The sequence below is a fragment of the Streptomyces sp. NBC_00029 genome (assembly GCF_045160505.1).
In the GTDB taxonomy this organism is placed as follows: domain Bacteria; phylum Actinomycetota; class Actinomycetes; order Streptomycetales; family Streptomycetaceae; genus Streptomyces.
Genome location: NZ_CP108292.1, coordinates 2,726,702 through 2,740,628, shown reverse-complemented (window position 1 = coordinate 2,740,628; position 13,927 = coordinate 2,726,702). Strand labels below are relative to the sequence as shown.

Sequence of the window (13,927 nt, the reverse complement as noted above, 5' to 3'; positions counted from 1 at the left end):
CCCCTGGCGAGGGGTCGGGCCCGAGTCTTCATCGGTGCGATGTCCTATGACTACCCGCTACATCCACTCGCTGAACCGCAGCCGGCCCATCAAGTTGTCCATTTCCTGTTCCGAGACCGCCGGTTGCGGGTCCTGGGGCAGCGCTGACGCAGCCCGCCCGGAGCGCGGAATGCCGGAGCGGTCAACGCCGTCGCTGCCGGACTCGGCCGGGGCGGCGGGGCGGCGGACTCGCACGATCCGCCGCCCCGTTGACACCGTGCTCGGGTCAGGACAGCTTGCCGTTGTAGTCCGGCAGCTTGACGGTGCGCTCCGCGTGACCGCCGACGAGGTCGGTCGGGCTGTTGCCGATGTTCGCGATGATCGTGTAGCCGCGTGCCTCGATCTCCGCCCGCTTGCCCGTCTTGTAGGCGCTGACCTCCTCGAACAGGTCGGGCAGGTCACGGACGTAGAGCCCCGAGATCGGGTAACCCACGGCCCTGAGGTTGTGCTCGGTCAGGGAGTGGATGATCCCGGGGCGGGCGGTCACGAAGAAGATCGCGACACCGCGCGCGTGCGCGTACTGGGTCAGCGCGCGGACCTTGGAGATCGCGGGGGTCGGGAACGTCCAGAACCAGTGGAAGTCCGTCTCCAGCGAGGTGTTGTCGATGTCGAGGACGAGGGCGGGCTTCTCGCCGGCCGGTGAGGCGGCGATGCGCGCCTCGATGGCGGGCCGGGCCGCGTCGACGACGGCGGCGACGTCCCGCTGCCAGGTGGCGTAGTCGATGCCGAGGATCGCCGCGTTGCCGCCGGGCGCGGAGGCGGCCGGGGACGCGGAGGCGGGCGCCGGAACGGGCGCGGCCTGGGCGATGGTGGCCGGAACCAGCGTCAGGACGGCGGCGGCCGCGGCCACTGCGGCGGCGGTACGGGGCATGCGGGTGCGGGGGGTGCGGGTACTGCGCATGGGGGGCGCTCCCTCGGTCACGAGTTGGCATGTACGTGACCAGAGTTGGCGAGAACCGACCCCCTGTCTACTGGCCGGTAGGAAACTTTTCGTGGCCGCGTGATGAATGGATCTACGTGAGGCAGTCGAGGACGGTGCGGCACAGACCGCACCGGGCCCGCAGCCGCCCGCGCACCGGAACCCTCAGCCGCTGGGCGCACACCGGGCACGGGAAGCTCACCAGCAACCCGGCGCCGGAGCCGCCCCGTTCGAAGCGGTACGCGGATCCGCCACCCGTGTCACCCGTGTCGCCCGCCTCGCCCGCACCGGCCCCCGCGCGCCGCGCCTTCGCGTACCGCCGCCGCGCCAGCGGCCCGGCCGCCGCCAGCGGGGCCCGGCGGTGCTCGCGCCCGGCCAGCGCGCGCCCGCGCACGTACGCCTCGTACGCCTGAGGGCTGGTGAACCAGGGGGAGGGGTCCTCGCCGAACAGTGCGGCACGCTTGGCCAGGACGTAGCCGAACTCCTCCGGGGTGAGGTAGCCGAACCTCTGGTGGGTCAGCGCGTCCTCACGGTAGGCGTCCAGGAGCAGCCAGCCCGCCCCGAGGTACGCGGCGGCCGTGTCGGTGAGGATCTCGTTCTCCTCGGTGCCGGGGAACCGCAGGTCCAGACGGTGCAGCAGGACGTGCGCGACCTCGTGCGACAGGGCCGCCGCCAGGTCCCGGCGGTGGGTGCGGAAGCGGTCGTTGACCTCGACGAAGTACTCGGGACCTGCGGCCAGTTCCACGGTCGCCGCCTGCTCCATCGGCCGGAAGGAGACCACCATGCGCGCGTCGGGCAGCTGCAGCGCGCGCACCGTCGCGGCGGCCACCCGCTGCGCGCCCAGGTGGAGGTCGTCGTCGGCGTCGAAGGCGGCGTCGGCGGGGGTCAGGCTCGTGTCGTAGGCGCGGATCCCGTCGGCCGACAGCCGGCGGTGGAGCGCGGTGATCGAGGCGCGCACGGTCGCCAGATGCGGAAATCCGTGCGCGATGGGGCCGCGCGGCCCCCCGTTCTCCGTCATCGGGCCCTCCTTACAGCAATCCCTGCCGCAGGGGCGGGAGTTGGCCGAAATTGCATTCTTGATGTCCACCACACGCCTGTTGTGTCATGGACCCGTCATTCACCCGATGGCACGCACAGCCCAACCCCCCACGAAAGGCAGTGTGTTGACTGTGACCACCCTTGTGCAGTTCATGAAGCGCACCCTCGCCGTCGGAGCGGTCGCCCTCGCCGCCGTCAGCCTCCAGCCCGGCACCGCCACCGCCGGCACGGCACCGGTCGTAGGCGGCACCCGCGCCGCCCAGGGCGAGTTCCCCTTCATGGTGCGCCTCTCCATGGGCTGCGGCGGCGCCCTCTACACCCAGCAGATCGTCCTCACCGCCGCCCACTGCGTGAACGGCTCCGGCAACAACACCTCCATCACCGCCACCGCCGGAGTCGTCGACCTCAACAGCTCCAGCGCCATCAAGGTCAAGTCCACCAAGGTCCTCCAGGCCCCCGGCTACAACGGCACCGGCAAGGACTGGGCCCTCATCAAGCTCGCCAAGCCCATCAACCTGCCCACCCTCAAGATCGCCGAGACCAAGGCCTACGACAGCGGAACCTTCACCGTCGCCGGCTGGGGAGCCACTCGCGAGGGCGGCGGCCAGCAGCGGTACCTGATGAAGGCCACCGTCCCCTTCGTCTCCGACGCCACCTGCAAGGCCGCGTACGGCAGCTCCCTCGTCCCGAGCGAGGAGATCTGCGCCGGCCTGCCCCAGGGCGGCGTCGACACCTGTCAGGGCGACTCCGGCGGCCCCATGTTCCGCCGCGACAACAACAACGCCTGGATCCAGGTCGGCATAGTCAGCTGGGGCGAGGGCTGCGCCCGGCCCAACTACCCCGGCGTGTACACCGAGGTCTCGACCTTCGCCGCCGCGATCAAGAGCGCCGCGGCAGGCATGTAGCCCCTCCTGACCGTCCTTCCGGCCGGGCCCGGTCCGGCCGGAAGGACGGGGCGCCCCGCCGTGCGGTTGCGGGCCGCCCCGCCCACCCGTCCCATGGGAGTGAACCGGTGACGGCAGCGTTCGACAGTGGGGCAGGTGGCGCATGGCGATCAGAGTGGTCATCGCGGACGACCAGGAGATGGTCAGAACCGGCTTCCGGATGATCCTCGAAAGCCAGCCGGACATTGAAGTGGTCGCCGACGTCGTCGACGGCGAAGCGGCCCTCGCGGCCGTCGCCGAACACCGGCCGGACGTCCTCCTCCTCGACATCCGCATGCCGAAACTCGACGGCCTCGAAGTCACCCGCCGGCTGTCCGGCGAAGAGGGCGGCCCGCACATCGTCATCGTCACCACCTTCGACCTCGACGAGTACGTCCACGCGGCGCTCCACGGCGGAGCATCCGGCTTCCTCCTGAAGGACGCCAGCCCGGCCATGCTGGTTGAAGCGGTACGGGCGGCGGCCGTCGGCGACTCCCTCGTCTCACCCGCCATCACGGTGCGGCTGCTGCGCGAAATGGCCCCGCGCACCCCGGCCACCCGGGCCGGACGCCCCGCGGAACCCCTGACCGAGCGGGAACGCGACGTCGTACGCTGCCTCGCGCGCGGGCTGACGAACGCGGAGATCGCAGCAGAGCTCTTCGTCTCCCTCTCCACGGTCAAGACCCACCTGGCCAACGTCCAGGCCAAGCTCGACGCCCGCAACCGCGTCGAGATCGCCGCCTGGGCCTGGGAAAGCGGCCTGGCCGCCACCTCGGCGTGACCCCGGTCCAGCCCCGCGGCCACATCCAGCTCCGCGGCCTTTCCGGTCCCGGGCACATCCAGCCCCGTGGCCTTTCGGAGCCCGGCCACATCCAGCCCCGCCGGCGTTTGAGGCGCGGGCTCCGGGGCGGAGTCCCGGGAGGCCACGGCGCAGCCGGCCCGCGCCCGCGCAGCCGTTCCCGCACCCGCCCCCGTACCGCCGCCGCAGGCCAACGCCCACGCCGGGCCCCGAAGCGGCCCAGGGCCACCCGATGAGCCCCCTGTCCGGCTGGGCACGCAGCCACCCGCACGCCGCCACCTGGCTGCGCCTCTCCCTCTCCCTCGTCCTCCTCGCCCTCGTCTCCTTCGAGGGCGTCGTCCTGGCCCGCCAGCCCAGCCTCCCGCACGCCGCCGTCTGGGTGTCCGGCATCCTCGTCTGCCTCAGCGCCGCGCCCTGGCCCGCCGTCCCCCTGCTCACCCGCGCCCGGTTCGCCGCCGCCGTCACCTGGACCGTCACCCTCCTCCTGATGCTCAGCCACCACCCCCGCGTCGTCTGGGGCGGCGGGGAGGCCCTCGCCCTCCTCGTCCTGCTCTCCCAGGTCCTGCTCCGCGCCCCCGCCCGCACCGCCGCCGTCCTCGGCCCCGTCCTCGCCCTCGGCTGCATGGCCGTACCGGCCCGGGACGCCGCGCCGGGCCGGTTCACCCTGCTCTTCTCCGTGCTCGCCGTCGTCGTCGCCGCGTACTCGCTCGTGCTGCGGCTGCAGGCCACCCAGCGCGTGCGCGACCTGCGCGCCGTCCGCACCGCCGAACGCCTGGAGCTCGCCCGCGAACTCCACGACCTCGTCGCCCACCACGTCACCGGCATCGTCGTCGAGGCGCGCGCCGCCCGCTTCACCAACGTCTCCGCCGAACGCGCGGCCGAGATCCTCGGCCGGATCGAGAACGCCGGGGACGAGGCCCTCGGCTCGATGCGCCGCCTCGTCAAGATCCTCCGCGAGGACGAGGACACCACGGCCGCCACCCACCCGGTCGCCGGCCTCGCCGACATCCGCGAGCTCACCGAACGCTTCACGGTGACCGGGCCGCCCGTCACCCTCGGCATCGAGAAAGGGCTGGAGGGCCGGCTCCCCGCCCATGTCGCGGCCACCGCCCACCGCATCGTCCTCGAAGCCCTCACCAACATCGGCAAGCACGCGGCGACGGCCACCGCCGTCCGGGTCACCCTGCGCACCGTCCCGGCCGGCCTGGAGGTCCGCGTCGCCGACGACGGCGGCCGTCCGGCCGGACTCTCCGAGAACGCCCGGGGCGGCGGCTACGGCCTGGCGGGCATGGCCGAGCGCGCCGAGGCCCTCGGCGGCTTCCTCACCGCAGGCCCCACCCCCGAGGGCGGCTGGCTCGTCACCGCGACCCTGCCCCTCTAGGTCCTGCCGATCACGCCGGGCACCGGACAACGCGGGCTCGGCCGACAGGATCCGCAGGACACGGCCCAGGTCGTCTCTTTCGGATCTTGCTCCCCCAGCTACCGCTGGGAGGTGCCCCCAGGCCCGCGTCGCCCGGCACCGCACCTCGCCGCGTTGTCGGAGCACCGCAGTACGTCCAGTACAACGGCGCTCCTCCGCCTTGCGATGCACGGCACCGGACGACGCGGGCCGACCGACAAGATCCAAAAGAGACGACCTAGCCGGACGTACTGCCGGGCTGCCCCAGCGCGATGGCCCGCAGTGCGGCCAGGTGCCGCTCGTAGACGGCCCGGCCCTCGGCGGTCAGCGAGATCCAGGTGCGCGGACGGCGTCCGACCCGGCCCTTGCGGACGGCCACCCAGCCCGCCTCCTCCAGCGCCGCGACCTGCTTGGACAGCACCGAGTCCGAAACCTCCACCAGGTCCCGTACGAAACCGAACTCGGCCTTGTCCAGCGGCGCCAGCGCCGCCACCACCGACAGCCGTACCGGCGCGTTCAGCAGCGGCGCCAGATCGTGCCGCGGATGACCGCCGCGCTTCGCCTGCGCCCCGCTGTCCGCCCCGGCGGCCGGAGCCCCCTCGTCCGTCCCGTCCGTCCCGTCCGTCATGCCGCGCCCCGCGTCTCGGTCCAGGCCCCGACGGCCAGCGGCAGCGCACACGCCAGCGCGCCCGCCACCGCGAACGGCACGCCGTGCCCGAAGGCAGCGACCCCGACCGTGATCGTCAGGGCGAACACCACCGCCCATGACGCCATCACCACCCCGTGCTTCACACCGAACCCCCGCCGCACCACGCGCTGCCGCGCCGCGTACACGCTCAGCCCGGTCACCAGCAGCGCGTTGGTCACCGCGAACACCACCCCGGACACCGGCCCGTGCCACAGCACGGCCACCGGTACGAGCACCAGCTGCCCGGCCGCGTACGCCCACAGGTAGCGCGCGTACCAGCCGCTGCGCCGCCGCGCCGCCTTCTCCGCACCGGCCGCCCGCCCCAGCGCCCCGACCGCTTTCGCCGTCTCCTCCACAGGTCCCCCCAAGCTCGCACACGGATGATCGTTCCAGTCGATTTCCACTATGGCGAGCACTTTCCACTTTGGCAAGTAAAGGTCGCCGTCTCACAGGCCGACTGCCCGACGAACCAGCGGCCGCCGCCACGTATTCTCGGGAACCATGAACATCAGCGACCTCGACAACGGCACCGGCACGGGCGCGGGTGCGGCCGACGACGCGGCCAAGGGCGACGAGGGCATCGACCAGAGCGTCACCGCCGAACTCGCCCGACTGCGCGACAGCATCGACAACATCGACGCGGCCGTCGTCCACATGCTCGCCGAACGCTTCAAGTGCACCCAGCAGGTCGGCCACCTCAAGGCCAGGCACCAGCTGCCCCCCGCCGACCCGGGCCGCGAGGCCAGCCAGATCGCCCGGCTGCGCCAGCTCGCCGAGAACGCCAAACTCGACCCCGCCTTCGCCGAGAAGCTCCTCAACTTCATCATCGCCGAGGTCATCCGCCACCACGAGACGATCGCTGCGGGCGAAGAGTAGAACACCGGGGTCCGGCCGCCCACTGGGGCAGCATGGGCCCCATGTCCGCACTGACGCGCAACGAAGCGCAGCTCCGAGCCCAGCTCCTCGACGTCCAGCACTACGCCGTGACCCTCGACCTCACCGGCGACGACGACGAAACCTTCGGCTCCACCACCGTCATCCGGTTCACCGCCCGGACCGCCGCAGACACCTTCGTCGAGCTGAAGCCCGTCGAGCTGCGCTCCGCCACCCTCGACGGCAACCCCCTCGACCCGGCGACCCTCGAGGACAACCGCCTCCCGCTCACCGGCCTCACCGAAGGCCACCACGAGCTGCACCTCGACACCCTCATGCGCTACTCCCGCACCGGCGAGGGCCTGCACCGCTTCACCGACCCCGCGGACGGACACACGTACGTCTACAGCCAGATGTTCCTGGACGACGTCCAGCGGGTCTTCCCGGCCTTCGACCAGCCCGACCTCAAGGCCGTCTTCGAATTCACCGTCACCGCCCCCGCACACTGGACCGTCCTCGCCAACGGCATCACCACCCGCACCGGCGACGCCCCCGACGGCAGCGGCGCCGGCGTCTGGCAGTCCGCCCCCACCCCCCTCATCTCCACCTACCTCGCCGCCGTCGCCGCCGGCCCCTGGCACAGCGTCCGCACCCAGCACGCCGGACTGCCCTTCGGCATCCACTGCCGCCAGTCCCTCGCACCCCACATGGACGTCGACGCCCAGGAAATCCTTTCCATCACCAAGGACTGCTTCGACCGGTACCAGGAGAAGTTCACCGAGCCCTACCCCTTCGACTCCTACGACCAGGCCTTCGTACCCGAGTTCAACGCCGGCGCCATGGAGAACCCCGGACTCGTCACCTTCCGCGACGAGTTCATCTTCCGCTCCGCCGTCACCGACACCGAACGCCAGTCCCGGGCCATGGTCATCGCCCACGAGATGGCCCACATGTGGTTCGGCGACCTCGTCACCCTCGCCTGGTTCGACGACATCTGGCTCAACGAATCCTTCGCCGAATACATGGGCTACCAGACCCTCACCGAAGCCACCCGCTTCACCGACACCTGGACCGACTTCGGCGTCACCCGCAAGCCCTGGGGCTACGACGCCGACCAGCGCCCCTCCACCCACCCCGTCGCCCCCGCCCCCGAAGACGTCCCCGACACCGCCTCGGCCCTCCTCAACTTCGACGGCATCTCCTACGCCAAGGGCGCCTCCGCCCTGCGCCAGCTCGTCGCCTGGCTCGGCGAGAAGGACTTCCTGGCCGGCATCAACACCCACTTCACCCGCCACAAGTTCGCCAACGCCTCCCTCGACGACTTCATCGACTCCCTCGCCGCCCACACCGAACGCGACGTCCGCGCCTGGGCCGGCATCTGGCTGCGCACCACCGGAATCGACACCCTCACCCCCCGCATCGAGGAATCCGAGGGCGGCCCCGACAGCGCCCCCGGCTGGACCCTCACCGTCGACCGCAGCGGCAGCCGCCCCCACCACATCGCCGTCGGCGTCTACGACCGCGACCCCGTCGACGGCCGCTTCCTGGAACTGCGCGAACTCCTCGACCTCGACGTCCCTTCCGACGAGATCATCTCCGTCACCGGGGCCCGCCCCGCCCTCCTCGTCCTCAACGACGTCGACCTGACCTACGCCAAGGTCCGGCTCGACGAGCACTCCCTCGAAACGGCCCTGCGCGGCCTGGCCGGCATCCCCGACGCCCTCACCCGCGCCGTCGTCTGGAACGCCCTGCGCGACATGGTCCGCGACGGCGAACTCGACCCGCACGACTACCTGACGACCGCCGCGGCGCACCTGCCCGAGGAGGACGACCTCGCCATCGTCCAGGGCGTCCTCACCTTCGCCCGCACCCAGATCGCCGTACGCTTCGTCGCCCCCGACGAGCGCACCGCAGCCCTCGCCACCCTCACCACCATCGCCCGCGACCTCCTGCGGCGCACCGAGGACGGCTCCGAACCCGGCATGCGGCTGACCGCCGTACGCACCCTCGTCGACAGCGCCACCCAGCCCGACACCATCGCCGCCTGGCTCACCGACGACACCGTCCCCGGAGGCCCCGCCCTCGACCCCGAGCTGCGCTGGCGCATCCTCGGCCGCCTCGCCGTCCTCGGCGCCGTCGACGAGGCCGACATCGACGCCGCCCTCGAGGCCGACACCAGCGCCACCGGCCAGGAAGGCGCCGCCCGCTGCCGTGCCGCCCTCCCCACCCCCGAGGCCAAGGCCGCCGCCTGGGACCGCCTCTTCCATGACGACAGCCTGTCCAACTACCTCTTCAGCGCCACCGCCCAGGGCTTCTGGCAGCCCGAACAGAGCGACCTCACCACCGAGTACGTGACTCGCTACTACCCCGACGCGGTCGCCCTCGGCGCCCGCCGCGGCCCCGCCATCGGCGAAGCCGCGGGCCGCTACGCCTTCCCGGTCCACGCCATCGACGAGGCCAACCTCCAGGCCGGCCGCACCTGCCTCGGCGACCCGGACATCCTCCCCCTCCTGCGCCGCAAACTGGTCGACCAGCTGGACGACCTCGCCCGCGCACTGAAGGTCCGAGGCCAGTAGTGCTCTGAGCCGAAGCCGAAAGCCGGAGCCGACGACGGGAAACCGCGACCGGGGGCCGGGGACGGGGAACCGCGACCGGGGGCCGGGGACGGGGAACCGCGACCGGGGGCCGGGGACGGGGACGGGGCGGGGTGTTGTCCGGGACGTAAAACGTGATTTGTTGGCGCGGTAGCAGCCCGTACGAGGCAAAACCGCCGCCAGGGCGCCATAAATCATGCAGTCCCGGACGACACCCCGCCCCGGCACCGGCCCCGGACCCCCCACCCCGGCCCCGGACCCCCCACCCGGCCCCGGACCCCCCACCCCGGCCCCGGACCCCCCACCCCGGCCCCCTCCCGACCCCCCTCCCGGCCCGGCCCCCGCCCCGCCCCGGCAGGGCCCCGCCCCCGCCAAGCCCCCCCACACGCCACCACCGATTCGGACAAACCCCGGCGGTTACCCCATTCGGGTCTGATCGTTGTACTGGCTGCCAGGTGCCTCCCACCGCACCCGGCCAGCCCCCGGAGGACCCGATGACCGCGCCGCCCGGCAAACGCGCAACACCCCCGCTCGCCGGAGGCGCGAACGGCCCCACCGCCCTGCGCCCCCTCCTCGACACCGTTCTCGACGCCCTCACCACCGGCGCCGAAGCCCGCCGCGGCCCCCTCCCCGCCGGCGGCCCCGACGCCGTCACCGCCCGCGTCCACGCCGCCCTCGGCGACGCCGGCGTACTCCCCGCCCACGGCACCGGCGACCACGAAGCCCTCCGCACCCTCGTCCACACGCTCGCCGCCGGCGCCGCGGACCCCGCCGACCCCCTCTGCGCAGCCCACCTGCACTGCCCCCCGCTCGCCGTCGCGGCAGCCGCCGACCTCGCCGCCAGCGTGCTGAACCCTTCCCTCGACTCCTGGGACCAGGCCCCCGCCGCCTCCGCCGTGGAGGCCCTCCTCACCCGCACCCTCGCCGCCGAGTTCTACGACACCCCCCACCCCGACGCGCTCGTCACCACCGGCGGCACCGAAGCCAACCAACTCGCCCTGCTCCTCGCCCGCGAACGCCACGGCCCCGCCCTGACCGTCCTCCACGGAGCCAACGCCCACCACTCCGTCCCGCGCGCCGCCTGGCTCCTCGGCCTCCCCCCGGCCACCGAACTCCCCACCCCCACCGGCGTCCTCGACCCCGCCCGCCTCGCCGAAGCCCTCGCCACCACCCCCGGCCCCACCCTGGTCACCGCCACCGCCGGCACCACCGACGCAGGCCTCATCGACCCGATCCACCGCATCGCCGACCTCTGCGACCGCTACGGCGCCGACCTCCACATCGACGCCGCATACGGCGGCCTCCTCGCCCTCAGTCCCCGCCACCGCGACAAACTCGCCGGACTCGGCCGCGCCCACTCCCTCGCCGTCGACCTGCACAAACTCGGCTGGCAGCCCGTCGCCGCCGGCCTCCTCGTCGTCCCCGACACCGGCCTCCTCGCCCCCCTCGCCCACCAGGCCGACTACCTCAACGCCACCGACGACACCGAAGCGGGCCTCCCCGACCTCCTCGGCCGCTCCCTGCGCACCACCCGCCGCCCCGACGCCCTCAAGATCGCCACCACCCTCCGCGCCCTCGGCCGCGACGGCCTCGCCGCACTCATCGACCGCACCGTCGACACCGCACACCACCTCGCCCGGCTCCTCGACGCCCACCCCGGCTTCGAACTCCACGCACCCCCCACCCTCACCACCGTCCTCTTCCGGCCCACCCACGCCGACGACGACCAACTCGCCACCCTGCGCCGCACCCTCCTGCACCAAGGCCGCGCCGTCCTCGGCCGCACCCACGCCGACGGCCGCCTGTGGCTCAAGGCCACCCTGCTCAACCCGCACACCACAGCGGGGGACCTGGACACCCTCATCGCCCTCCTGGAAGGCAGCACCCACCGATGACCGCCCAGCTCGAAGCCCCCCACGACCTCGTCGGAATCGGGATCGGCCCCTTCAACCTGTCCCTCGCAGCCCTCGCCCACGGCCTCCCGCAACAAGGAGCCGGCGAACTCGCCACCGCCTTCTACGACCAGCGCCGCGACTTCCGCTGGCACCCCGGCCTCCTCATCGAAGGAGCCACCCTCCAGGTCCCCTTCCTCGCCGACCTCGTCACCCTCGCCGACCCGGCCAGCCCCTGGAGCTTCCTCAGCTACCTCAAGCACAAGGAACGGCTCTTCCCCTTCTACTTCGCCGAGCAGTTCCACATCCACCGCGCCGAATACGACGCCTACTGCCGATGGGTCGCCGGCCGCCTCCCCGGACTCCACTTCGGGCACCAGGTCGACGCCGTCCGCTGGAACCCCGAACGCGACCTCTTCGAAGTCGACTTCACCCAACTCGACGCCACCGGCGAAGTCGAAGCCCTCGGCCGCACCTACACCCACAACCTCGCCCTGGGCATCGGCACCGCCCCCTACGTCCCCGAACCCCTGCGCCCCCTCGCCGACGCCCCCACCGTCCCCGTCATCCACTCCGCCGACTACCTCGACAATCGCCGGCGCATCCTCGGCGCCGAACACGTCACCGTCATCGGATCGGGCCAGTCAGGCGCCGAAGTCTTCCTCGACCTCCTCCGCGCCCGCCCCACCGGCCGCGAACGCCTCACCTGGCTCGCCCGCACCCCCTCCTTCGCCCCCATGGAGTACTCCAAGCTCGGCCTCGAGCACTTCACCCCCGACTACACCCGCTACTTCCACTCCCTCCCCGAACCCGTACGCGACCGGCTCGTCCCCGAACAATGGCAACTCCACAAGGGCATCGACGCCGGCACCATCGCCGCCATCCACGCAGAGCTCTACCGCCGCACCCTCGACGGAGGCTGGCCCGACGCCGTCCTCACTCCCGGAGTCACCGTCCGCACCGCCGGCCGCGTCGCCACCACCAAAGTCGAACTCCACCTCGAACACCTCGAGCAGGGCACCCGCTCCCGGCTCACCACCGACGCCGTCGTCCTCGCCACCGGCTACCGGGAACGCCCCCTCGGCAGCCTCCTCGCAGGCCTCGACCCGTACCTGCGCAAGGACTCCTCCGGACGCCCCCGCATCGACGACCGCTACCGGATGATCCTCGACCCCACCGTCACCGGCAGCGTCTTCGTCCAGAACGGCGAACGCCACACCCACGGCGTCGGAGCCCCCGACCTCGGCCTCGCGGCCTGGCGCAGCGCCGCCATCCTCAACACCCTCACCGGCAAAGAGCCCTACCCCCAGCCGGAACGCACCGCCTTCACCACCTTCGGCCTCGAACAGCGCGAGCACACCCGCCCCCGGCCCGTCGGCGAACTCCGCCCCCTCGTCGACCACCCCTGAAAGGCCCCGCCGCCCGGTGACCGAGACCCCGCCCCCGCACGCCTCGGTGCCGCCACCAGGCCGCCACGAGGGGCGGGAACATTACCGGTACAACTATCCGGACAGATCGAACGTCCCTTCTGTCGAAGAAACGTTTCCAGGGGGTTTTGTCTGTGAAGTTTTCCCGGATCGCCGCAGCGGTCACCACCGCTGCCCTTGCTCCGGCCGTCCTCATCGCGTCACCGGCGTTCGCCGCCGGCCCCGACGCCCCGGCACCCGGCAACCAGCCGGCACCGACCACGCCGGACCAGACCGTGCCCGACCAGGCCGAAGAGGACCGCAAGACCATCCTCGCGATCATCGCCCACCCGATGGCCAGCGAGTTCATGAAGGAAGCCGGCCGCAAGGCCATCGCCGACGGCCCACAGGCCATGCGCAAGTTCATCGAAGTCGACCAGCACAAGATCCGCATGGACGACTACCGCATCGCGATCCTGCGCCTCCTCCCGGGCGCCGGACCCGGCCTGAAGGGAGGCATCAACAAGATCCTCAGCAACGGGGACACCATCGAAGAGCTGCGCCACTTCTACGACGTCACCCAGCACGAACTGCGCGACGACGACAACAAGGTCGAGATCTCCCGGCTGATCGGCACCGGCGGCACCGCAGTCAAGGAAGCCGGCAAGAAGGCCCTGCAGGGCACCCCCGCCGACCGCGCGGAGTTCCTGAAGACCGGCCGGTACCTCGCCCAGGCCTCCGACGACCTGGTCGAACTGGCCCGCATCGACGAGGGCTGGGACGGCCCGATCCTCAGCGACGCCATCAGCAAGCTGATGAACGGAACGCCCACCCCCGCCGAGCTGCGCCACTTCCTGGAAGTGACCCAGTACGAGCTGCGCGACCAGGACAACCGCGTCGCCATCGCCAGGATCATCGACGGTGGCGGTCCGGAACTCGTCAAGGCCGGCCGCGCCGCGCTCGCCGGCACCCCCGCCGACCGGACCGAGTTCCTCAAGACGGGCCAGCACGAGGCCCGCGCCAAGGACCAGGCGGCCAAGGACAAGGAGAAGCCCGCCCCCGGCCGGGACGGCCACGACGGCCAGGACGGCGACAAGGGCAAGGGCAACGGCTCCGGCACCGGCGGCACGACCACCGACGCCGGCTCCGGCAACACCACCGTCACCCCCCAGGGCCAGGGCGGTGCCCCCCTCGCCACCACCGGCACGGGCGACCACACCACCCTGATCGCAGGCGGCGCGGGCTCCACGCTCATCGCCGGCGCCGGAATGCTCCTCGCGGCCCGCATGCGCCGCGCCGGCGCCGGACGCTGACCGAACCCGCACCCTCAAGGGTGGCCGGCCGCAGCACACCACGG

The 13,927-nt window shown here is 72.5% G+C and carries 12 protein-coding genes; 8 read left to right on the top strand and 4 right to left on the bottom strand.

What is annotated here, in order from left to right; translation table 11 throughout:
• Positions 1-265 precede the first annotated feature (265 nt).
• Together OG753_RS13120 and OG753_RS13115 are read right to left on the bottom strand one after the other, a co-directional pair.
• Positions 266-940: an HAD family acid phosphatase gene (locus OG753_RS13120; protein WP_327261978.1), complete on the bottom strand. Its 675-nt coding sequence runs from the start codon at positions 938-940 to the stop codon at positions 266-268.
• A 112-nt stretch (positions 941-1,052) separates the two neighbouring features.
• On the bottom strand, positions 1,053-1,976 hold the full coding sequence (locus OG753_RS13115; protein ID WP_327261977.1) for a hypothetical protein: 924 nt from the start codon (positions 1,974-1,976) through the stop codon (positions 1,053-1,055).
• 172 nt (positions 1,977-2,148) lie between these two features.
• Here OG753_RS13115 and OG753_RS13110 point away from each other — a divergent pair, with 172 nt between their 5' ends.
• The 3 genes from OG753_RS13110 to OG753_RS13100 all read left to right on the top strand — a co-directional run bounded on the left by OG753_RS13110 (position 2,149) and on the right by OG753_RS13100 (position 5,099).
• Positions 2,149-2,901 (top strand): serine protease, encoded by a 753-nt coding sequence (locus OG753_RS13110; RefSeq protein ID WP_405792646.1) that lies wholly within the window; start codon positions 2,149-2,151, stop codon positions 2,899-2,901.
• Between the two features lie 142 nt (positions 2,902-3,043).
• On the top strand, positions 3,044-3,700 hold the full coding sequence (locus tag OG753_RS13105) for a response regulator transcription factor (protein WP_327261975.1): 657 nt from the start codon (positions 3,044-3,046) through the stop codon (positions 3,698-3,700).
• A gap of 250 nt (positions 3,701-3,950) precedes the next feature.
• Entirely contained in the window at positions 3,951-5,099 is a 1,149-nt protein-coding gene (locus tag OG753_RS13100; RefSeq protein ID WP_405788531.1) for a sensor histidine kinase, read from the top strand.
• Positions 5,100-5,355: 256 nt separating this feature from the next.
• Here the strand turns inward: OG753_RS13100 and OG753_RS13095 are convergent, their stop codons facing one another.
• Both OG753_RS13095 and OG753_RS13090 read right to left on the bottom strand, forming a co-directional pair.
• The gene (locus OG753_RS13095; RefSeq protein WP_327261973.1) at positions 5,356-5,745 is read right to left on the bottom strand and encodes a transcriptional regulator; all 390 of its coding nucleotides are present in this window, start codon (positions 5,743-5,745) and stop codon (positions 5,356-5,358) included.
• Entirely contained in the window at positions 5,742-6,173 is a 432-nt protein-coding gene (locus OG753_RS13090) for a hypothetical protein (RefSeq protein WP_327261972.1), read from the bottom strand. The genes OG753_RS13095 and OG753_RS13090 overlap by 4 nt, the downstream gene beginning before the upstream one ends.
• Positions 6,174-6,306: 133 nt before the next feature.
• On the opposite strand from OG753_RS13090, the gene OG753_RS13085 reads away from it, so the two are divergent.
• The 5 genes from OG753_RS13085 to OG753_RS13065 all read left to right on the top strand — a co-directional run bounded on the left by OG753_RS13085 (position 6,307) and on the right by OG753_RS13065 (position 13,883).
• Complete coding sequence (locus OG753_RS13085; RefSeq protein WP_327261971.1) at positions 6,307-6,681, top strand: chorismate mutase; 375 nt, start codon at positions 6,307-6,309, stop codon at positions 6,679-6,681.
• Positions 6,682-6,713: 32 nt separating this feature from the next.
• Positions 6,714-9,254 (top strand): aminopeptidase N, encoded by a 2,541-nt coding sequence (gene pepN / locus OG753_RS13080; protein ID WP_405788528.1) that lies wholly within the window; start codon positions 6,714-6,716, stop codon positions 9,252-9,254.
• A 512-nt stretch (positions 9,255-9,766) separates the two neighbouring features.
• A complete protein-coding gene (locus tag OG753_RS13075) occupies positions 9,767-11,167 on the top strand; it encodes a pyridoxal phosphate-dependent decarboxylase family protein (protein WP_405788526.1) in 1,401 nt (466 codons plus the stop codon).
• The gene (locus OG753_RS13070) at positions 11,164-12,573 is read left to right on the top strand and encodes a lysine N(6)-hydroxylase/L-ornithine N(5)-oxygenase family protein (RefSeq protein WP_405788524.1); all 1,410 of its coding nucleotides are present in this window, start codon (positions 11,164-11,166) and stop codon (positions 12,571-12,573) included. The genes OG753_RS13075 and OG753_RS13070 overlap by 4 nt, the downstream gene beginning before the upstream one ends.
• A gap of 152 nt (positions 12,574-12,725) precedes the next feature.
• Complete coding sequence (locus OG753_RS13065) at positions 12,726-13,883, top strand: ALF repeat-containing protein (protein ID WP_405788523.1); 1,158 nt, start codon at positions 12,726-12,728, stop codon at positions 13,881-13,883.
• Positions 13,884-13,927 lie beyond the last annotated feature (44 nt).